Here is a 19,298-nt window from a genome sequence, read left to right as displayed (position 1 = left end):
GCTACCTTTTAACCAGTAATTTACGATTTTTTCCGATTTGGATCAAAAAAGACGCAATTATGCGCCTTTTTGTTACTATTATGTAAATTAAAGATTAGGCATCTGGATAACCTTGAGGGTTAGTAGACTGCCAGCGCCATGTATCGCCAGTCATTTCTTCTAGAGTGCGAGTTGCTTTCCAACCTAACTCATTCATCGCTTTTGATGGATCCGCCCAACACTCTGCAATATCACCTGGACGACGCTCAACAAGTTGGTATGGGACATCTTTACCACTTGCGGCTTCAAATGCTTTCACCATGTCCAGTACACTGTAGCCGTTACCAGTACCGAGGTTATAGATATGAAGGCCAGCTTTGCTACCTACTTTTTCTAATGCAGCAACGTGACCATCGGATAAGTCCATTACATGAATATAATCACGTACGCCTGTGCCATCTTTGGTCGGATAATCACTACCAAACACAGAAAGGAACTCTCTGCGCCCTACCGCAACTTGAGAAACAAACGGCATTAAGTTGTTTGGAATACCTTGAGGATCTTCACCTAGCTCGCCTGTTGGATGTGAACCTACCGGGTTAAAGTAACGAAGAAGTGTAATGCTCCAGTCAGGGTTCGCATTTTGGAAGTCGGTTAAACACTCTTCTACCATTAATTTGCTGCGCCCATATGGGTTAGTTGCGCTAGTTGGAAAGTCCTCTGTGATGGGTACAGATGCAGGATCACCATATACAGTCGCTGATGAACTAAATACCAACGATTTAACTCCGGCTTCACGCATTGCATCAACCAATACTAAAGTGCCATTAACGTTGTTGTCGTAATACTCTAAAGGTTTTGCTACAGACTCACCGACGGCCTTTAAACCTGCAAAATGGATAACAGCTTCAATATTGTGCGACTTTAGTGCTTCTACCATCGCCAATTTATCTCTGATATCGGCTTTAATGAAGGTTGGCTTTACACCACATACCTTTTCAATTCGATCTAATACCGTAGATTTACTGTTGTACAGGTTGTCTAGAATCACTGGCGTCATGCCAGCTTCGATCATTTGAATACACGTATGACTACCGATATAGCCCATACCACCCGTAACGAGTACTTTCATTTTATTATTCCTTCTGACGCGAATTGGGTTAGTTTAAAGCTTTGACGTTACGATTTAAACTGTCTCTTGTAATTCGCATCCCATTAATATTGCTTGGCCTTTTCCGGCTTTCTTTGCTTGATACATTGCCGTATCCGCACTTTTTAAAACTCGAGTAGCATCGCGCTCATTTACGCCGACTAATTTTACGCCGATACTAACGCCAACTTTGAGTAAGTGACCTTTGTACTCAATTGGAGCACATATGCTCTCGAGCAACTGTTCTGCTATTCGGGTGACCACTTTTTGATTGGCGGGATTTACCAACATGACAAATTCATCACCAGAAAGTCTTGCGATTAAATCACTATGTCTCGTCGCAGATGTTAGACGCTCGGAAACTTTTTTCAAAACTTCATCACCTGCATCATGACCGTAGGTATCGTTAACTTCTTTAAATCCATCCAGATCGAGGTACAAAACTGCAAATTCGTCACGCAAGTATCCAGAGCGTTGTACTAGTTGTTCCAACTCTAAATGGAACTTAGATCGATTGGCTAACCCCGTTAAAGCATCGTGATGAGCTAAATGCTCTAATCGTTCCATCTCTTTTGCGCCGGAAAGGTCGGTAAGAACAATAACCAGATCATAGAAACCATAGTCTTCACACTTAACGATACGATTGACTCGAGCAAACATCGGTACAAACTGACCAATATGGTTCTTCTCGATAACTTCACCTTGCCAAACGCCATAATTTTCTATCGACTCGATGATACTAGGCATCATTTCCTGTAACTTGCGCCACTTTAGCGTTTGGATGAATGACTTCCCAATAAGCTGATCCACCTCTAAGCCGACTAACTTAGTGACGGCAGGGTTTGCCATCGTAATGACACCGCGATGATTAAGAACAATGAGACCATCTTGGCTGCTTTCAAAAACACGTCCCGCAACACGTTGCCGGTTTATGGCTTCTTCAATTTCGGTGATATCTTGAATCGAAAACAGTAAGTATTCATGTGTCGAGAGGCGACGACTGGTTAGGCTCAACTGCTGTTCGTTATCTGCATTTTTGAGGTGAATATCATCGCACTCTAGGCCTCGACTCAGGATCTGACTCAGCTCATTCGGTATTTTGGTTTTAATTAGATCACGAATATTGGCGTATTTAAGTTCATCTAATTTTTTTTGAAATATTTGCTGGGTCGCCGTATTACAATGAATAACACGTCCGGAATTGTCTGTAATAACTAATGCATGCTGAACAGATTCGATAACCTCTTCTGAAAATGCGCGCTTTTGTTCTAGTGTGTCTAGCGAATGTTGCCGCTGCTTCTCACGTACTGTTAACCTATTCATCATTTGATTGAAAGATCTCGCGAGCTCTCCAATTTCATCGTTGGCGTAATAGCGTGCTTGATTTTCCGTGCTTCGTCCGTGTGTCACATTCTCTATTACGCGGCTAAGCTCCATAACGGGCTTGAGAACAAGCCTCTCTATACTTATGTAAAAAACAGTGCCACCAGCGATCAGAAACAGAAGAAGTAAAGCGCTATCTTGAAGTAAAGATTGCATGGCTTCTACGATTGGACGATGAGAAAGCGTGACTCTAATGCTACCAATGACATAGCCATCATGGATAATCGGCTCTAGAACATAAAGAAATTTGGTTGATAAGGCATAGCCTAGAGCGTGCAACCTACTTCTTTCGGTTTGACTGGGAACGGGTGCTAGTGCCCCACTTATCTCCATAACAGCGAATGGTTGGTCATCTTGGTCATAAAGTTTGACCCGCGTTACATTTGGCTGGTTTAAAAAGTTGGCGAGAATAGTTTGAGCTTTTTGCTTGTCCTTTGTCGTCAGCGCATCTTTAATTGAGAAAGAAACGTTGTTAATCAACTTTCTTGTCTGCTCGACCAGTTCATGCTTAGACGATTGGTATACAGTATACGAGGTGTAACCTTTTGAGATAACAAAGATAGCCGTTAAAAAGACCAGAAGAGGCCAAATAAGCTTCGCTCGTAATGACATATATATTCCTGTCGCAGACAACCACAAAAATGACAGAAGAACCATTATGCAATCTATCACCCATGAAGGGCGACAAGATTAACACGATGCTAATGCAAAATAACCTTAAATTCTCAAAAATTGGATGGAAAAGAAACGAAATACCTTAAAATTCGGATCAACTCAAATAACGGCAACATCTTTATGGACTAACGTGATCTTTTTCGTCAGCTATCTGCTCAAAAAGCTTCGTTTTCATGATAGAAGAATGAAGTGAGTCACTGAACCTAGATGCATTTTCCTGCATCGTAAACCCATTGCTTGTGTAGAAATAAAACGTATGACATTGAATAAACAGCAACTTACATTGAACTGTGATATGGGCGAGAGCTTTGGCTCTTGGAGTATGGGCGCAGATGAAGACGTGATGCCCCATGTTGATATGGCGAACATCGCGTGTGGTTTTCATGCCTCCGACCCTAATGTCATGCACGACACCATCACCCTAGCGAATGACAACGATGTTGATATTGGCGCACACCCAGGTTACGCCGACCTACAAGGCTTTGGCAGACGAAGCATAAGCATGACGGGTGATGAAATTACGAACATGGTTATATATCAGGTTGGTGCTTTACAAGCATTATGCCGGGCGCAATACACAGACATCAGTTACATAAAGCCTCATGGTGCTCTATACAACGACATGATGAAAAGTGATGCGATATTTAGAGCGGTAGTAAAGGCGGCAGCACTGTTCAAAGTACCGTTAATGATCCTAGCTTCACAGGAAAACGAAAAATACTTAGAAATCGCAGACGATTATGATGTTCCCTTGCTATTTGAAGCATTTGCAGATCGTTTATACCAAGATGACGGCTTACTGACTCCTAGAACACAGCCCAATGCCGTGTTAAAAAGCGAGCACGCGATACTTGAGCAAGTCCGGACCTTAGCTGACTCTGGGCGTGTCAAAACCGCTTCAGGCGGTTACATATTATTGGAAGCCGATACAATTTGTGTTCATGGTGACAATGAAGAGTCGATCGCGCTGCTCCAAAAGATCCGCCAAAGCCTATACGCTGGAGGAAATTAATGCATAAAGAGAAATTTAATATCTCTTTGATCTCCGAGTGCAGTATTTTCATTAAGTTTGATGAGAGTATTTCTGAAAATGCAGTCGGAGAGCTTGCTCGCAGCATAAGAGAAACTTTCGCTTCAATTGTTATGAACGTTGTCCCCTCCTATCAAACTATTCTCATTGATTACTTACCTTTTCGAATCAACGAAAAGAACTTAGTCAATGAGCTGCAACAAATCGTGAGCCAGTTTGATACTCAATCACTTAAGCTTTCCCAGCCGAATCACATTACTATCCCTGTATATTACTCTGAAGAAACCGCGTTAGATCTATCTCGTTTTAAAAAGCGAGGTCTGTCATTAGACGATCTTATTACCCTGCATACGAAAACCGAGTACGCGGTTTCTGCAATTGGCTTTGCTCCAGGCTTTGCATTTCTCTCTGACGTTGATACTCAATTGCACATGGCAAGGCTTGCCACACCAAGAACTCACGTGCCGGCCGGAAGTGTCGGAATCGCAGACTCTAAAACGGCCGTCTATCCATCAGATAGTCCTGGCGGATGGAACATTATTGGTAAAAGCCCGCTTGCGCTCTTCTCCGACTCTCCTCCTTTTATACCGTTTGAAGTGGGTGACAAGGTCACCTTTAATGCTATTTCAAAACAAGAGTTTATCGATTTAGGAGGCGTACTATGAGTTACGGTGGATTACTGGTGGAAAAGCCAGGACCGCTCTCTTTAGTTCAAGACTTTGGTCGTTTTGGCTTGGCGCATGTCGGTGTGACTCAAGGTGGCCCGGTCGACGACTATGCTTACAGTTGGGCCAACCATTTGCTTGGTAACGTAGTCAATTGCGTTGCGATTGAAATTACTTTGGGTAACGCTTGTTTTATTGCCTTGCATAACTGCCACCTTGCTATATGTGGCGGTGATTTAAATGCAAAAATAGATGGTGAACCTATTTCAAATTGGTCTGACTTTACGTTGAAAAAAGGACAGAAGCTTCAGTTCGGAGTCGCAAGGAATGGACTTCGCTCCTACCTAGCGGTTAAAGGTGGATTCAATGTTGCTCAGCACTTAGGAAGCGCATCGACCGTCTTGCGAGAATCTCTAGGTGGTTATGATTCAAATGGTGGCGCTTTGAAAGCTGGCGATATTCTTCCCTTTGTCCCTCATAACTTACCGAAACGTAAACCAAGGCAAATGACGTTTCGCTTTAAGCCAGATTACAACTTACCCATTAAGCTGAGAGTGATTGAAGGCTATCAGAACGAGGACTTTGATGAAGACGCTCGCCAAGTATTTTACAACAAAGCATTCATCATCTCCCCCAATTCGAATCGCATGGGCTACCGTCTTGAGGGCAATAACATTCGTCCACCTTACGAAGGCGTCCTATCAGAGGGAATTGCATTAGGTTCAATTCAAGTACCTAGCGATGGTAACCCTATTGTGCTGCTCAACGATCACCAGACTATTGGCGGGTATCCTAAATTTGGCTGCGTAGCCCGTATTGACTTACCTAGACTGGCACAGGCGAAGCCCGGACAAAAAGTCAATTTTGTGAAAGGAGATAGGCTAGGCTTGCAAGAAGTATGGTGCCAATGGGCTCAGTTTTTTGGGTACTAATACAACCACTGAGCCCAAACACAGCCGATTATGTAGGCATACCATAACGCACTGCTAAAGCTTGTGGATAGCCTCGCTCTTGAGTGAGTTTAATCGCGTACTGCTCGACCTCTTGTTCAGACCACTTTACAGCGACCGGATGCTGTGTTTCCACATTTTGGTTAGGATCGATGTCAAACCAGAATTGAAGCATTTTTTGCGCTGCGAGTAGTGTCGATGACGCTTTTACCACCTCTATTCTCGCATAGTGGTTATCTTCAAAAGTCACATCTGCCGCTCTGAGTACTGGGTCTGTTCCGGGAATTTGCTGAGCGCCAAACAATGCTTTTCCTCCTTTTACAGCAGAGTGATAGTCGGGAATAAACTGCGCCATGTGTTTGATGGCATTGTTCGTTCGCTCTTCTAACACTTCTTCTCTCCAGCCGTTACGGATCTTCGAGAGTAAAGGCATAGGCAGTTCAGGTTGAGCAGATGAGTTCGTGCTCTCCACTAAACCATCTTCAAACAGCGTGATTCCTTTTGTCATACCATGAAGTTGAAAGTAACCATCGCCATAAGGCGTCAATTGAGCCATTCCTTTATCGGTTCCACGCGGGCCATGAAAAATAACTTCTGGCCATTGTTGTTGACAGTCTGCCCACCTCGTAACGTAAGCGGCTTTAAACTCCACCAACCTGTCACGCTTGGCACCAACTGTGTTGTCAATTGAGCCTGTTTCAAAGCCACACGCGTTAACCAAGTAGTCGCATGTCATCAGGTAATCGATACCTTCACGTTCATAGCCAAGTTGCCAGTGTTCCCCCATCCAATCGGCTTGCTTAAACGTTGCTTGTGTGAAGACCGAAGCATTAGGAAGCGTATCTAGTGTTAAGTTGGCAATTGCGGCGAGGCGAAAAACACTCCAACCATATTCTTGAACTGCGACAACAGGATACTTTAGCGCTTCAAGATCAGCATGTTGAGCAAAAGGAATGCACCACTCATCGAAGTTTGTAGGATGACTTGGTTGAGTACGTTGCGCGAGAGCTTCTAGCTCCGCTTTTGAATACAGTTTGTAGTATTCGCTTGGCTCGCCGAGCACTTTATTACTCTCATCTTTATCAACGAGCGTCTGATAAGCACTTTTCACAACCTCTAATCGCGGAACTAGTGTGGATGGGTCTCCACCATCGGAATGAGGAACCGCGATGATTGTCGGACGAATATTCAGTGAAAGCGGATACAGGCGAACAGTATCGATAGATTGTGCTAACAAGTCTAAGCATTGTTGCTCGGAAATCTCTCGATATAAATTACCACCAGCATGCAAATGACAAATGGGTGGACCATTTACTAGTGATACGCCCTTCTCTATTACGGAAACTTTAAAACCCAGCTCCGCAAAATGAATTGCTGCTGTTGCACCTGCTACACCGCCACCAACAACAGCGATATGCTTATCTTTATAACTTGGAAACTCAGACTTCATTGCTTCACTAAAAATTTTATAAGGAAAATTCTTTACTAACGGTGGATTCTACTCGTGTTTGGACTTGATTAAAATCACAAAAAGTTCATGGGTTTGCGAAATATCCAACAGCGCCTGTAAAGTGCATTAAAGTAGAAAAAATTTGCGAAAAAGTACTTGACGACATGGTTAAGAAGACACTTTTTTGTGTCTATGTGAATAAGAATTTCACTGTAAGACCCATGGCGCAAAGCCTGCAGAAACACCCCACTTTTTACCCCATTTAGTTATCCCAAAAGTTATCCACTGTTTTTGTGGATAACTAAAATAAAAGTGTCATGGAGTGTTCCAAACTTGATAACACTCGCTGCGATTAAGTGTTTACTGGCGTTAACAATCTTTTCAACAAACTCATCACTACAAGTGCCAACGTAACAAATGTTGCAAGCGGTAAAGCTATCCACAATTCGGGGTGAATTTGTGCATTGAGATCGAATCCATATGTCATGACTGCGGCCACACAAACTTCCGCAGCGAATACCGCAACACCACTAGCAATCAACGCCATAATTCCGTACTCGGCCCACAGGGTTGTGTTGATCCGTTTCTTACTTGAACCTAATGTGCGATACAAACGAATCTCTTGTTGGCGTTGGGACAAGCTTAACCTCAGTAGCGTAAAGATGAGCAGCAGACCAGCAACAACGCCTAAAAGAGCAAGGATGGTGATTGCTGATACGATTTGCTGAATCAAAGCCTGAATTTTCTCGCCCATAGTTCGGATATCTAAAACAGAGACCGTTGGGTGAGCACGTGACATTGACGTCAACAACGCTTCATTTCCTTCTTCAATCCTATAACTGATGAGGTAAGAACCAGGTAAATTAGCCATCACGTCAGATGAGAAAATAAAATAAAAGTTAGGCTTCATGTCACGCCATTCGACATAACGGATGGTATCTACTACTGCATCGTAATTCTGACTGTTTATTACAAAGCGCAGCGTATCACCGAGTTTGATGCCTAAGTCATTTGCTACATCCGCTTCTACAGATACACTCCCTTTGTTTGTCCATTCACCCGAAAGCACATCATTATATTCTGGTAGGCTATCTCCCCATGTCAGGTTTAGCTCTCGACGTATCGCGTCAGAACCTTCTCCTTCGTAATCAATCTCCTTGACGTTTTGACCGTTGATCTCTGTTAGTCGTCCACGAATTATTGGATAAGCTTGTGACCGCGTAACTCCATTTTTATCTAGGGTTTCTAGGTAGTTATCGAGTTCATAATCACCAATGTTCAATGCGAACACATTTGGCGCATCTGCAGGTAAGGTTCTCTCCCAATCAGCGAGAATATCGCTGCGCACAAGCCAAATGATAGACAGCAACATTAAAGATAATGCCAAAGCACCAAACTGTAGACCGCTGGTTACTGGCGTCCGGTTGATACGACTCAACGCAAGCTTCATTGCAGGATGGGTTGAAACACGTGCAAACAGCTTTGTGAGTATGACGCTAACTGCTGCGAGTACCACAAACAGTACCGCTATACCAGTGAGCACGATCCAAACTAAGGTGTTATCTGCATACAGTAAAAGCAGTGGAACAACGGGAACTAGAACAAGTAACATTCGCTTCCAAGAACGTTGCGCTTTACCCTGCTGTAGCACTTCTAACGCGGGAGTTTTAATCAAGCCTAACAATGGTATACCGAGAGCAGGCACCGTAATCAAGACTGCTGAGATAAATGCCACCAAAAATGGTGTGACACCGTAACCAGGGAGTGGATCGGGTAATAAGTCTTTGAGTGGAATGCGTAATAAATATTCCAGCCCGCTCCCTAACAATAGACCGACGACACTGGCACTAATGAGAAGGATTGTGACTTGAATAAATAACCACTTTTCAATCCATCGGCGGCTCGCACCAAGACTTTTCAACATCGCAATAGTTTGTGTCCGGCTGTTCACGTAATTTTGACAAGTAAGAACCAATGTTGTCGCCGCCATAATGATGACAATCGCTACGGTCAAAGACAGATACTGCGTCGTGCGTTCAAAAACCTCATTACTACGACTGGCAGTATCTTGCGTGCGCCAGCGATCGCTCGGAGAAAGCTGCGTATCATCTTGTAAGCTCTTTAGTATTTTATCATCGGCTTGTAAAAACAGACGGTATTGAACTCGGCTCCCAACTTGAATTGCTCCTGTTTTATCTACGTCACTTTGATGAATGTATGCAGAAGGCATTTGCCGAAATGGATTAAAGCTCAAGCCAGGTTCCATCAATACTGCGCCTGATACAGTAAACTCGGCATCGCCTATCGTGACACTGTCACCTGGCTTTACGTTTAGTTGAGTCATAATCCGCTCATCAAGCCAGAGTTGGTTCTCTTTAACGCGACCGGCCGGATTATTTTCGAGAACGAGCTCTCCCATTAAAGGGTAATTATCATCCACCGCCCTTACCGAAATAAGCTGCATACCATTATCGCTAAATGCCATAGTGGCAAATCGCGTCATCATCGAACGTTCAAGGCTTTCAGTCGAGGCTAACAACGTGTCCGGAATGGGATTAGCAGACACAAACACCGCATCTGCCGTTAATGCGTCCTTCCCTTGCTTGACGATCACCTGCTCCATTCGTTCTGCTAATGCAGAAAGCGCAAAGATACTCGCAATCACGAGAATAAGAGCAACGCTAATAGGCCAAAGGTTCCCCTGCCTTATTTCGCCGAAACTCCAACGTATCAAACTTTTATTCGGCGAGTGCTGTGTTGTACTGTTTTGTTCTGTGGATGTGGCTTCACTTGATGATACTGCAGACATTATATCTCCTCCTTAAGCTCACCCGCCTCCATACGATAGATACGGTCACATCGGCTTGCTAGATGACCATCGTGTGTTACTAAAATCAGAGTTGTCCCGTGCTGTTCATTAAGATCGAATAGCAGCTCAATCACTTTGTCTGCGGTTTGATGGTCAAGATTGCCGGTAGGCTCGTCTGCGAACAACAGCTCAGGCTGTGTCATAAATGCACGCGCTAGCGCAACTCGCTGTTGTTCACCACCAGATAACTGGCTTGGTAGATGGTCGACACGTTTTTCTAACCCAACAGCAGCTAACAATTCCGCTGCTCTTGCTTCATCTTCGGCTTCACCACGTAAAAGACAAGGAAGCGTGACATTACGTAATGCACTCAAACTCGGGATTAACAGGAAACTTTGGAAAACGAAACCTAAAGAGTCAGCCCGAATTTTCGCACGTGCTTCATCGTCCAGTTTTGATAATTCATGACCTAATAAAGTAATTTCGCCTGATGTCGGCGTATCAAGACCAGCTAGCAACGTCATCAATGTTGACTTACCTGCACCGGAAGTTCCGACGATGGCGATTTTTTCTCCTTTTCGGATGTCAACATTTACGTCTTTGAGGATTGTTAATTGTTCTTGATTAGTAGAGACTTGTTTAGAAACCAAATTGGCTTGAACAATAGGTGCATTAAGTACAGGTGTTTGCATGATTCGTATACTTTCCTTAGTTCTATTTTTTTGTTTTTCCGCTACTTCACATGCGAGCGAAAAGCTACTTGTCTTGGGTGATAGCTTGAGTGCAGGCTATCAGATGCCGATCGAAGAGAGTTGGCCTAGCTTACTCCCTGATGCGTTGTCAGAACATGGTCAAGATGTAACAGTTATTAATGCCAGCATTTCTGGCGATACAACCGGCAATGGCTTAGCACGGTTACCTCAGTTGCTAACTCAGCATAGCCCTGACATGGTACTTATTGAGTTAGGTGCCAACGATGGCCTAAGAGGCTTCCCTCCTAAACTTATTACGTCGAATCTTTCAAAAATGATTACCATGATAAAAGATTCTGGTGCGGACGTTGTCATGATGCAAATTCGGGTTCCACCTAATTATGGTAAGCGCTATAGCGATATGTTTTACGATATCTACCCTAAGCTTGCACAGCATCAACAAGTTGCCTTGATGCCATTCTTCTTAGAGCATGTTGTCACCAAACCAGAATGGATGATGGATGATGGCCTTCACCCAAAACCAGATGCACAACCTTGGATCGCTGATTTCGTTGCTCAAGAATTAATTAAACATCTCTAATTTTAATGGTCTAGCTCAATAAGTTTTACGTAACTTTACGTTAATCTATTTTCAATTCCACTCATCGAGGATAGATAACAACATGCGAATAGAACCGTTAATTCAAGGTGTTGTTGCTCGCTCTGCGCACCCCAAAGGGTGTCATGCATCTATTAAAGAGCAAATTGAATACGTAAAGCACGCCCCACAGATCAAAAAAGGCCCAAAACGGGTTTTGATTATTGGTGCCTCCTCTGGTTTCGGCCTAGCGGCACGAATAGCCCTAACGTTCGGTGGCGCTAACGCCGATACCATTGGCGTCTCATTTGAGCGTGGCCCTTCAGAGAAAGGGGTTGGGAGTGCGGGTTGGTATAACAACGTCTTTTTTAAGCAAGAAGCAAATCAAGCCGGGCGTACCGCAATAAATATTGTTGGCGATGCATTCTCTGGTTCGGTGCGCAATCAAGTGATTGAAGCCATTGAAACGTACTTTGAAGGTGAAGTTGACTTAGTCATCTATAGCTTGGCAACCGGTGTTCGACCTAAACCTGAATCTGATGAGTTTTGGCGCAGTGTCATTAAACCTATTGGTGAACCTGTCACTGGCGCTTCTATCATGCTGGAGAACGATAAGTGGATAGAAACCACCTTAACGCCTGCAACAGAAGAGGAAGCCAATGCCACCATTAAAGTAATGGGAGGCGAAGACTGGGAAAGCTGGATTGACACACTCATCAATAACGACTCTATCGCAAACGGCTGCAAAACCATCGCCTTTTCTTACATGGGCCCTGACATTACGCACCCAATTTATCTCGATGGTACGTTAGGTCGAGCGAAAATCGATTTACACCAAACCAGTCATTCATTAAACCTCAAACTCGCCAACTTTGACGGCGGTGCTTACGCAACCGTGTGTAAGGCGTTGGTGACGAAAGCCAGTGTATTCATCCCTGCGCTAAGTCCCTACCTGTTAGCGCTTTATAGAGTGATGAAGGAAAAAGGTACTCACGAACGCTGTATTGAACAAATGCAGCGGCTGTTTACTACGAAGTTATACGATCAAGAGAAAGTGCCAGTTGACGGCGAACGCTTGATTCGAATAGATGACTTGGAACTTGAACCGCAAGTTCAACAAGAAGTCCACGCTCTTTTAGAACAGATGAATGCTGAAAACTTTAAAGAGATTGGTGATTACCAAGGTTTTAAAGATGAGTTTATGAAGCTCAATGGCTTTAACTTTGAAGATGTCGACTATTCGCAAGACATTTCTATTGAATCGTTAATGTCGCTTAAGCCTTGATACTTGTTACCTGTTTCAAGGATGAGATATGTGACAACTATTCCTAGTCCTGAACACTTTTCAGGACTTTTTTTTGTTTCGAGCCCTAGCCACCCTATACTTAATTAAAAAGCGAGAACAAAATAGAGCAGTCTGCATTTTTAATTCACAGGAAGTGAAACCACGTAAAGGATGACCTATATGGGGAGATTGCAAACATTAGACTACGAAATCCCTGAGTCTATGCGAAGAAGTTGGCAGGAAATCGTCAACTTACTGGCTCAAATAACACACGTACCCACCACATTAATTATGCGTATCCATCCGGATCGCATAGAAGTAAATACATCTAGCGAAACTCTAGGTAATCCTTATCGTACTGGCGATGCAGAGCTGCTTGGTAACGGTTTGTATTGCGAGCAAGTTATAGAACAGAAAGGCGAGCTTGTAATCCCCAATGCGCTTGAAGATGAAGAATGGCAAAATAACCCAGACATCAAACTAGGCATGATTTCTTATTGCGGCTTACCGCTATTCTGGCCAAATGGGGAGACATTTGGAACAATCTGTATGCTTGACTCTGAGAGAAACGAGTACAACGATAGTTACCGTCAGTTGCTTGAAACTTTCAAAGATTCAATCGAAGCACAGCTTTCAGTTGTGTACCAACAACATAAACTTCAGCGACTTAACACCGAGCTAAAGAGTCGAATTGAAAATCGTACCACGGATTTAGCCCAGTTAAGTTACTCCTTAACACAAGAAATTGATCGCCGTAAAGCCGCGGAAAAACAAGTGAGCTACCAAAAAACACATGATCAGGGGACTGGGTTTCTAAATCGCTCTGCACTTGAGAACATTGTCCAATACACCTTACAGTCCCTTGATAGTGATCAGCAATCGCTTGTGGTCATCAACATTGGTTTTAGTAACGCTCGCAGTATTCAGACCAGGCACGGGTTCGAGGTCTTTGACAACATTTTAAAAGAATTTCACTCCAGATTAACCAGACACGGTGCTAGCGGATTTATCACTGGTAGACCAAGTTCGAATGACATGGTTTTATTGATTTGGGGAGAGGATATTGAAGCTCGGTTAAATCAACTATTAGATGATATCACTAAAATTAGCGTAGATGGATTTGTCTTCAACAAAACAGAAATACATTTGCACACGTATATCGGTATAGTTCAAGCTTACAAAGATTGCAGCAATGCTAAGCGTATCCTTCAACATGCATGTTACGCGATGCTTCTATGTAAAGAATCCGGCGAACCTTTTAGTTATTTTAGAGAAAATCATTCGGCGGATCTCAATAGTCACAATGAACTGGAAAGTTACCTTTTACAAGCAGTGCGTAACGACGATTTAGTGTTGTACTTTCAACCTCAAGTAGACTCCAAAACACGTAAATGGATTGGCGCAGAAGCCTTGCTTCGCTGGAGACATCCAATACTTGGCGACGTTTCCAACGAAGCATTGATACATATGGCCGAACAAAACGGGCTTATCTTTGAAGTTGGCTCTTTTGTTCTGCGTACCGCGATAGACAAAGCGAAACAATGGTCTGAGTTAATCGATAACTTCAAAATTGCCGTCAACGTTTCTCCCATTCAATTACAAAACGTAAATTTTGCAGAACAAGTGCAACACCTACTCGACACTTTCCATTTGCCAGCACACTTTCTCGAACTCGAAGTAACCGAGAGCGCTCTAATTGCCGATGAAATAGTAGCACGCACAACGTTAAATAAGTTGCACAAACTAGGTGTGACATTGTCACTTGATGATTTTGGTACAGGATATGCCTCGTTCAGCTATTTAAAGAAATATCCATTTGATGCCATCAAAATTGATAAAAGCTTCGTCCAGCAAATGGAAAAGTCGGACGATGATCGCGCGATAATTTGTTCTATCATACACATTGCGAAAAAACTGGAACTCCAAGTCGTGATCGAAGGCATTGAATCTCCCCAACAAGAGCAGTTTCTCATTGGTGAGGGCTGTGATATCGGACAAGGTTTTCTTTATGGTAAACCTATGCCTTGTAATGAATTTGAGCAAAGTTTGTTTAATCAGCGCCTTTCTGGCGGGCAATACGCCTACTCTTCCTAAGCATTCTCTTTACTATGAGGGCGGTGGTTTCTATAATCGCCGCCCGCTTCTATTAAAAGGCTAATATCTTCATGGATCAGTTGACTGCCACGCTTAAGAAAATTGAAAAGCAGAACTATCGAGCTTATCAGCAAATCAAAGGTCAATACGACTTCACTGATTTCACTTTGTTTATCGATCATGTACAGGGTGACCCTTATGCATCGGCGTCACGTTTTCGTGCGACTCGCGCATGGTCTTTGACTGGTCTTGAGTGGCTAAGAGACGAGTCTCCTGCATTTCAAAGAGCTGCACGTGATTTTATTGCGCGTAGTTTTGAACAGTTTGCTAAACAAGAAAACTCAGTATCAATTTCACTGACAGGCCAAACTGTACTGGATAGCACCGCGGTGTTGTTTACTGAAGAAGGTATTGAACTGCGTTTTCGAGTTAACTTACCAGCCGAAGGTCGTTCAGTATTGGGGAAAAAAGCCAACAACATACTGACTTTCCACCTGCCTAAGTTTATCCGTCGAGCAACTTTAGAGCGTGAACTCGACAAAGCCGCTTTAATTAAGCACTGCCAAGTTGTTGAAGACCAAGATGCCCTGCGAGAACAGTTGGAGGCCAATAACTTAGTCGCGTTTGTCGCAAACGGCAGTATCCTTCCTCGAATTGCAGGTAATTGCGACCTTCCTATGAAAGAAGCCGTTGAGTTTAAAGCCCCTGAATCTCTACAAGTCACTTTACATGCGCCAAACAAGGGCCATGTCACAGGATTAGGAATTCCAAAAGGTATCACACTGATCGTAGGTGGCGGCTTCCACGGTAAATCTACCTTATTAAATGCAATAGAGCGTTCAATTTACGATCATATTCCAGGAGATGGTCGCGAATACATTGTTGCCGATAACAAGGCTATGAAGATTCGTGCCGAAGATGGCCGATGCGTACACCACTTGAACCTGTCGAACTACATCAACCATTTACCAATGGGTAAAGATACGGCGGACTTTTCTACTCAAGACGCATCAGGCTCAACGTCGCAAGCCGCTTGGCTTCAAGAGTCTATTGAAGCGGGTTCAAGCACATTATTGATTGATGAAGATACTTCTGCTACCAACTTCATGATTAGAGATGAGCGTATGCAGGCATTGGTGGCAAAAGGTGATGAGCCAATTACTCCTCTCGTCGACCGCATTGGTCAATTACGAGATGATCTTGATATCTCTACCATTATCGTTATGGGTGGGTCGGGCGACTACTTAGACGTTGCCGATACCGTCATTCAAATGCACGACTACCAAGCCGTTGATGTGACTGAAAAAGCGAAAGAAGTTATCGCTCAGCACCCTACTCAACGCCATAACGAGTCAGAAGAACGTTTACAGACCTTCCCACCTCGAGCACTGAACCGCGTTGCGTTGATGAATATTCTGACTGACGGCAAGTTCCGTGTGAATGCGAAAGGCAAAGAGTCACTTCGATTTGGTAAAGAGTTTACTGATCTTAGCGCTTTGGAACAGATAGAGTCAGCCGATGAAGTCAACACAATTGGCTGGTTATGGTTCCAAATTGCTCAACTTCCAGGTTGGTGTAATCATCCGGCGAAGGAGATTGAAGAAATGCTGTCTGGTGAGTGGCATGCCGCTCTTCCTAAGCAAGGCGACTTAGCCAAACCACGCACACTAGACGTTATGGCTGCCCTCAACCGCATGCGAAAATCTCAGTTTAAGTCATCATGCTAGTTTTGATACGCTGACAGAGACAGTTCAATCAAAAGGCAGCTATAGTTAGCTGCCTTCCTTTATCTTTATTCTTAGCGAATCATTCGTTTCTCAGTACATTCCACGCTTCACAAAGAACTCTAAATCTTTCTGCATCGCCATTTTCTCGATCAGGATGCCAACGAAGCGCGAGTTTTCGCCATTGTTTTCTAATTTCCGCAGGCGTAGCGTCAGTGTTAAGTTCAAATAGTGACAGTGCCTTTGTCTTATCTACGCTGGCTACTGACGAACCACCGATGAACTTTTGATAAGTTGTCCAAAATTCATTCAACAGTCGACGCACTTCATCTTCATCCGCTTCGTAATTGCGCCAATCTAAGTAATACTCACGCAAAGGATCATGAATATCGATCTTATGCCTCAAAGCTTCCATCGAAGACATGAGCTGAATATCCATGGCTTCGACTCGAAGCCAACTATCCGGATACAGAGTGTCTTGCAGTTGATATAATGCATTCATGATCAGGAAATTTCTTTTGAATAAATCCTTATCGGGAGAGTCGTCCAGCTTTGAAATATAACCTTGTTCACCCAACGAGCTTGCCAAGGTGTGCACTTTCCAATTAGAGGGCTGTTTTCTCAGAATTTCTAGCATTGGCCAAAGCAGCGGATTTTCTATTGCATGAGGCTCAATACTATTGACAGTACGTTGTCCTTCCATTCATCCTCTCTGACACGAGTTTAGGGCCCCATTCACGGCACAAAAAACATAGTTTCCACTTTGTAGCATAAATGCAAAAAGGCCGATAGTCATTCACCATCGGCCTTTGTAAGGAGATCACGTAAAGGTTAAATAACCCCTAGCTCACGTAAACGTTCCATAAGGTAGCTATGTGCAGTGTAGCGCTCAGATAACACCACTTCCGGCTTTGGATGCAGGAACAACGGTAATGAGATACGTGACTTTTCTTGACGGCCACCCGTAGGGTTGATTACACGGTGAGTCGTTGAAGGGAAATAACCACCTGACGCTTCTTGAAGCATATCACCAATGTTGATGATTAAGTTTCCGAAGTCACATGGTACATCGATCCAATCACCCTCTTTACTCTTTACTTGCAGTCCAGGCTCATTGGCAGCAGGCAAAACCGTTAGCAGGTTAATGTCTTCATGCGCAGCAGCGCGAATAGCGCCGGGCTCTTCTTCGCCTGTCATCGGTGGGTAGTGAAGCACGCGTAGTAATGTTTTGTCGCTGTTATTGATCATTTCTGACAACGCGATAGAGAACTTCTCTTGAACGTCCTTAGGTGCGTACGCTTCAACCCAGCCTAATAGCTCTTGAGCAAATGCATTGGCACGCTCGTAGTACTCTAAGATTTCAGCTTTAAGCTGCTCTGGGATCTGCCCCCAAGGGTAAACATGAAAGTACTCTTTGATGTCTTTCACTTTGTGCCCTTTCGCCACTTCAGACACAGAAGGTGGGAAGTAGCCATCTTGGGTGTCTACGTTAAAGTGAAAATCATTCTTTTGTTCTGAACAGAAAAACTCATGCCAGTTTTTGTAAATTGACTCTACAAGCTCTTGTGGAATCGGGTGGTTTTTCAACACACCGAACCCCGTTTCGCGTAGAGAGGTAACGAACTGTTGAGCAGCATCGTCAGCAAGATAATCGACAGTTTCCAGTTTCATGGCTTTACTTCTTTTTTATTAGACTGAATCATGGATTCTATGGATGGGCATGTTGTAAATCAAACTTTAATGAAAAGTGCACGCGCAAACGTTTTAATGTTGAGCAGTTTGCCAATAAATCAACATTTTCAGTGATCAAAAAACCCATTAAAATATCAATTGCACACCGTTCAATTAAGTGCAATCATTAACACAATCTATGGAGTCCCACTGTAAGATAAATTGAAGGATCAAATAACTCTATGAAAAGCACCTCGACACTCTTAGGATTAACGATTTTTTATGCCATCGTGTTTTTATTTTCTGCGTTGGAACCTAACTCACGTGCAGTTTGGTTTGCGGAGATTATCCCGGCGATTGGTATTCTTGTTGCTATTTGGGCGATTTCGATTCGCTATCAGTTCAGTAATACGGCTTACTTTTTAATGTTCATCTGGCTCTGTTTGCACACTATCGGTGCGAAATATACGTTCTCCGAAGTGCCGTTTGACTGGTTTAACGACATGATTGGTTCAGAGCGAAATAATTTTGACCGCATTGCGCACTTTTCAATTGGCCTTTACGCATATCCGATCGCTGAATACTTGATAAACAAAAAACGGTTCAACAAAGCGTTCTCTTGCTGGTTTGCTTTGTTTGCTATCATGTCACTTGCTGCTGGCTATGAGATTATCGAATGGTGGTATGCGGAGTTGGCTGGTGGCGATGAGGGAATTGCCTTTCTGGGCTCGCAAGGTGACATATGGGACGCCCAGAAAGATATGTTGTGCGATACCGTTGGTGCAGTGTTGTCGTTATTCTTAATGTCGGCTCAACGTCGATTCTCTCAACCATTCTAAATAAGGGTTAAACCCATCAACAATTGGAACCTGTACGATTTGAGCGACCTCGTATTCGTGCAGGTTTTCTATTTTCTCTTCCACCAATTCATAGAGCTCTCGACGAGTTTTGATCACCAGCAACCATTCGTTGTCAGTACAAACCTCCCCTTTCCAAACGTAGTGGCTTTCAATAGGCATTGTTTGAATACACGCGGCTAATTGTGCATCTAGCAAACCTTTAATGATCTGATCTCGATTTTTTTCATTACTGGTTGTACTTAAAACCATGCAATAGTCATGTTTAATACTCATTTTCTAGCCC

General features: G+C 43.5%; 16 protein-coding genes. 8 read left to right on the top strand and 8 right to left on the bottom strand.

Annotated features, from left to right (window positions below):
• Window positions 1-94: 94 nt before the first annotated feature.
• Window positions 95-1,111, bottom strand: coding sequence for a UDP-glucose 4-epimerase GalE (galE, locus tag IQP38_RS14750; protein WP_005376309.1), 1,017 nt, complete (start codon window positions 1,109-1,111; stop codon window positions 95-97).
• Window positions 1,112-1,165: 54 nt separating this feature from the next.
• Window positions 1,166-3,124: a diguanylate cyclase domain-containing protein gene (locus IQP38_RS14745; protein WP_064354780.1), complete on the bottom strand. Its 1,959-nt coding sequence runs from the start codon at window positions 3,122-3,124 to the stop codon at window positions 1,166-1,168.
• A gap of 319 nt (window positions 3,125-3,443) precedes the next feature.
• On the opposite strand from IQP38_RS14745, the gene IQP38_RS14740 reads away from it, so the two are divergent.
• Genes IQP38_RS14740 through IQP38_RS14730 form a run of 3 tightly spaced genes read left to right on the top strand, consistent with a single transcriptional unit; the run spans window position 3,444 to window position 5,814 of the window.
• On the top strand, window positions 3,444-4,199 hold the full coding sequence (locus tag IQP38_RS14740) for a 5-oxoprolinase subunit PxpA (RefSeq protein WP_064354779.1): 756 nt from the start codon (window positions 3,444-3,446) through the stop codon (window positions 4,197-4,199).
• Window positions 4,199-4,882: a 5-oxoprolinase subunit B family protein gene (locus IQP38_RS14735; protein ID WP_064354778.1), complete on the top strand. Its 684-nt coding sequence runs from the start codon at window positions 4,199-4,201 to the stop codon at window positions 4,880-4,882. Before IQP38_RS14740 ends, IQP38_RS14735 begins: the two co-directional genes overlap by 1 nt.
• A complete protein-coding gene (locus tag IQP38_RS14730) occupies window positions 4,879-5,814 on the top strand; it encodes a biotin-dependent carboxyltransferase family protein (protein WP_064354777.1) in 936 nt (311 codons plus the stop codon). The genes IQP38_RS14735 and IQP38_RS14730 overlap by 4 nt, the downstream gene beginning before the upstream one ends.
• A 28-nt stretch (window positions 5,815-5,842) precedes the next feature.
• Here IQP38_RS14730 and IQP38_RS14725 read toward each other — a convergent pair whose 3' ends face one another.
• The 3 genes from IQP38_RS14725 to IQP38_RS14715 all read right to left on the bottom strand — a co-directional run bounded on the left by IQP38_RS14725 (window position 5,843) and on the right by IQP38_RS14715 (window position 10,783).
• Window positions 5,843-7,282, bottom strand: coding sequence for an FAD-dependent oxidoreductase (locus IQP38_RS14725; RefSeq protein ID WP_064354776.1), 1,440 nt, complete (start codon window positions 7,280-7,282; stop codon window positions 5,843-5,845).
• A 352-nt stretch (window positions 7,283-7,634) separates the two neighbouring features.
• A complete protein-coding gene (locus IQP38_RS14720) occupies window positions 7,635-10,091 on the bottom strand; it encodes an ABC transporter permease (protein ID WP_064354775.1) in 2,457 nt (818 codons plus the stop codon).
• On the bottom strand, window positions 10,091-10,783 hold the full coding sequence (locus tag IQP38_RS14715) for an ABC transporter ATP-binding protein (protein ID WP_005376323.1): 693 nt from the start codon (window positions 10,781-10,783) through the stop codon (window positions 10,091-10,093). The genes IQP38_RS14720 and IQP38_RS14715 overlap by 1 nt, the downstream gene beginning before the upstream one ends.
• Here IQP38_RS14715 and tesA point away from each other — a divergent pair.
• The 4 genes from tesA to IQP38_RS14695 all read left to right on the top strand — a co-directional run bounded on the left by tesA (window position 10,782) and on the right by IQP38_RS14695 (window position 16,487).
• Window positions 10,782-11,384 carry a multifunctional acyl-CoA thioesterase I/protease I/lysophospholipase L1 gene (tesA, locus tag IQP38_RS14710; RefSeq protein WP_054575991.1) on the top strand — a complete coding sequence of 201 codons (603 nt, stop codon included), beginning with the start codon at window positions 10,782-10,784 and terminating at the stop codon, window positions 11,382-11,384. The genes IQP38_RS14715 and tesA overlap by 2 nt on opposite strands.
• 82 nt (window positions 11,385-11,466) lie before the next feature.
• The gene (gene fabV, locus IQP38_RS14705) at window positions 11,467-12,666 is read left to right on the top strand and encodes an enoyl-ACP reductase FabV (protein WP_064354774.1); all 1,200 of its coding nucleotides are present in this window, start codon (window positions 11,467-11,469) and stop codon (window positions 12,664-12,666) included.
• Window positions 12,667-12,846: 180 nt separating this feature from the next.
• Window positions 12,847-14,760, top strand: a complete 1,914-nt coding sequence (locus tag IQP38_RS14700) for a sensor domain-containing phosphodiesterase (RefSeq protein WP_005376326.1) — start codon at window positions 12,847-12,849, stop codon at window positions 14,758-14,760.
• Window positions 14,761-14,831: 71 nt separating this feature from the next.
• On the top strand, window positions 14,832-16,487 hold the full coding sequence (locus IQP38_RS14695; protein WP_064354773.1) for an ABC-ATPase domain-containing protein: 1,656 nt from the start codon (window positions 14,832-14,834) through the stop codon (window positions 16,485-16,487).
• A gap of 79 nt (window positions 16,488-16,566) precedes the next feature.
• On the opposite strand, the gene IQP38_RS14690 is transcribed toward IQP38_RS14695, so the two are convergent.
• Together IQP38_RS14690 and IQP38_RS14685 are read right to left on the bottom strand one after the other, a co-directional pair.
• Window positions 16,567-17,187, bottom strand: a complete 621-nt coding sequence (locus tag IQP38_RS14690; protein ID WP_064354772.1) for a DNA-J related domain-containing protein — start codon at window positions 17,185-17,187, stop codon at window positions 16,567-16,569.
• Window positions 17,188-17,315: 128 nt separating this feature from the next.
• Entirely contained in the window at window positions 17,316-18,155 is an 840-nt protein-coding gene (locus tag IQP38_RS14685) for an isopenicillin N synthase family dioxygenase (protein WP_005386285.1), read from the bottom strand.
• A 242-nt stretch (window positions 18,156-18,397) separates the two neighbouring features.
• On the opposite strand from IQP38_RS14685, the gene IQP38_RS14680 reads away from it, so the two are divergent.
• Window positions 18,398-18,994, top strand: coding sequence for a DUF2238 domain-containing protein (locus IQP38_RS14680; RefSeq protein ID WP_017821932.1), 597 nt, complete (start codon window positions 18,398-18,400; stop codon window positions 18,992-18,994).
• Here the strand turns inward: IQP38_RS14680 and cutA are convergent.
• The gene (gene cutA, locus IQP38_RS14675; protein WP_054575994.1) at window positions 18,956-19,288 is read right to left on the bottom strand and encodes a divalent-cation tolerance protein CutA; all 333 of its coding nucleotides are present in this window, start codon (window positions 19,286-19,288) and stop codon (window positions 18,956-18,958) included. The two genes, IQP38_RS14680 and cutA, sit on opposite strands and share 39 nt — an antisense overlap.
• Between the last annotated feature and the right edge of the window lie 10 nt (window positions 19,289-19,298).

The organism is Vibrio sp. OPT41 (assembly GCF_015163595.1).
Taxonomy (GTDB): domain Bacteria; phylum Pseudomonadota; class Gammaproteobacteria; order Enterobacterales; family Vibrionaceae; genus Vibrio; species Vibrio alginolyticus.
Note: the sequence above shows the minus strand (reverse complement) of the source record. Positions and strands in the feature narration are given on the sequence as shown.

Coding starts and splice junctions, on each gene's coding strand:
- galE (WP_005376309.1), bottom strand. CDS start 1,111: ATGAAAGTACTCGTTACGGGTGGTATGGGCTATATCGGTAGTCATACG.
- IQP38_RS14745 (WP_064354780.1), bottom strand. CDS start 3,124: ATGTCATTACGAGCGAAGCTTATTTGGCCTCTTCTGGTCTTTTTAACG.
- IQP38_RS14740 (WP_064354779.1), top strand. CDS start 3,444: ATGACATTGAATAAACAGCAACTTACATTGAACTGTGATATGGGCGAG.
- IQP38_RS14735 (WP_064354778.1), top strand. CDS start 4,199: ATGCATAAAGAGAAATTTAATATCTCTTTGATCTCCGAGTGCAGTATT.
- IQP38_RS14730 (WP_064354777.1), top strand. CDS start 4,879: ATGAGTTACGGTGGATTACTGGTGGAAAAGCCAGGACCGCTCTCTTTA.
- IQP38_RS14725 (WP_064354776.1), bottom strand. CDS start 7,282: ATGAAGTCTGAGTTTCCAAGTTATAAAGATAAGCATATCGCTGTTGTT.
- IQP38_RS14720 (WP_064354775.1), bottom strand. CDS start 10,091: ATGTCTGCAGTATCATCAAGTGAAGCCACATCCACAGAACAAAACAGT.
- tesA (WP_054575991.1), top strand. CDS start 10,782: ATGATTCGTATACTTTCCTTAGTTCTATTTTTTTGTTTTTCCGCTACT.
- IQP38_RS14715 (WP_005376323.1), bottom strand. CDS start 10,783: ATGCAAACACCTGTACTTAATGCACCTATTGTTCAAGCCAATTTGGTT.
- fabV (WP_064354774.1), top strand. CDS start 11,467: ATGCGAATAGAACCGTTAATTCAAGGTGTTGTTGCTCGCTCTGCGCAC.
- IQP38_RS14700 (WP_005376326.1), top strand. CDS start 12,847: ATGGGGAGATTGCAAACATTAGACTACGAAATCCCTGAGTCTATGCGA.
- IQP38_RS14695 (WP_064354773.1), top strand. CDS start 14,832: ATGGATCAGTTGACTGCCACGCTTAAGAAAATTGAAAAGCAGAACTAT.
- IQP38_RS14690 (WP_064354772.1), bottom strand. CDS start 17,187: ATGGAAGGACAACGTACTGTCAATAGTATTGAGCCTCATGCAATAGAA.
- IQP38_RS14685 (WP_005386285.1), bottom strand. CDS start 18,155: ATGAAACTGGAAACTGTCGATTATCTTGCTGACGATGCTGCTCAACAG.
- IQP38_RS14680 (WP_017821932.1), top strand. CDS start 18,398: ATGAAAAGCACCTCGACACTCTTAGGATTAACGATTTTTTATGCCATC.
- cutA (WP_054575994.1), bottom strand. CDS start 19,288: ATGAGTATTAAACATGACTATTGCATGGTTTTAAGTACAACCAGTAAT.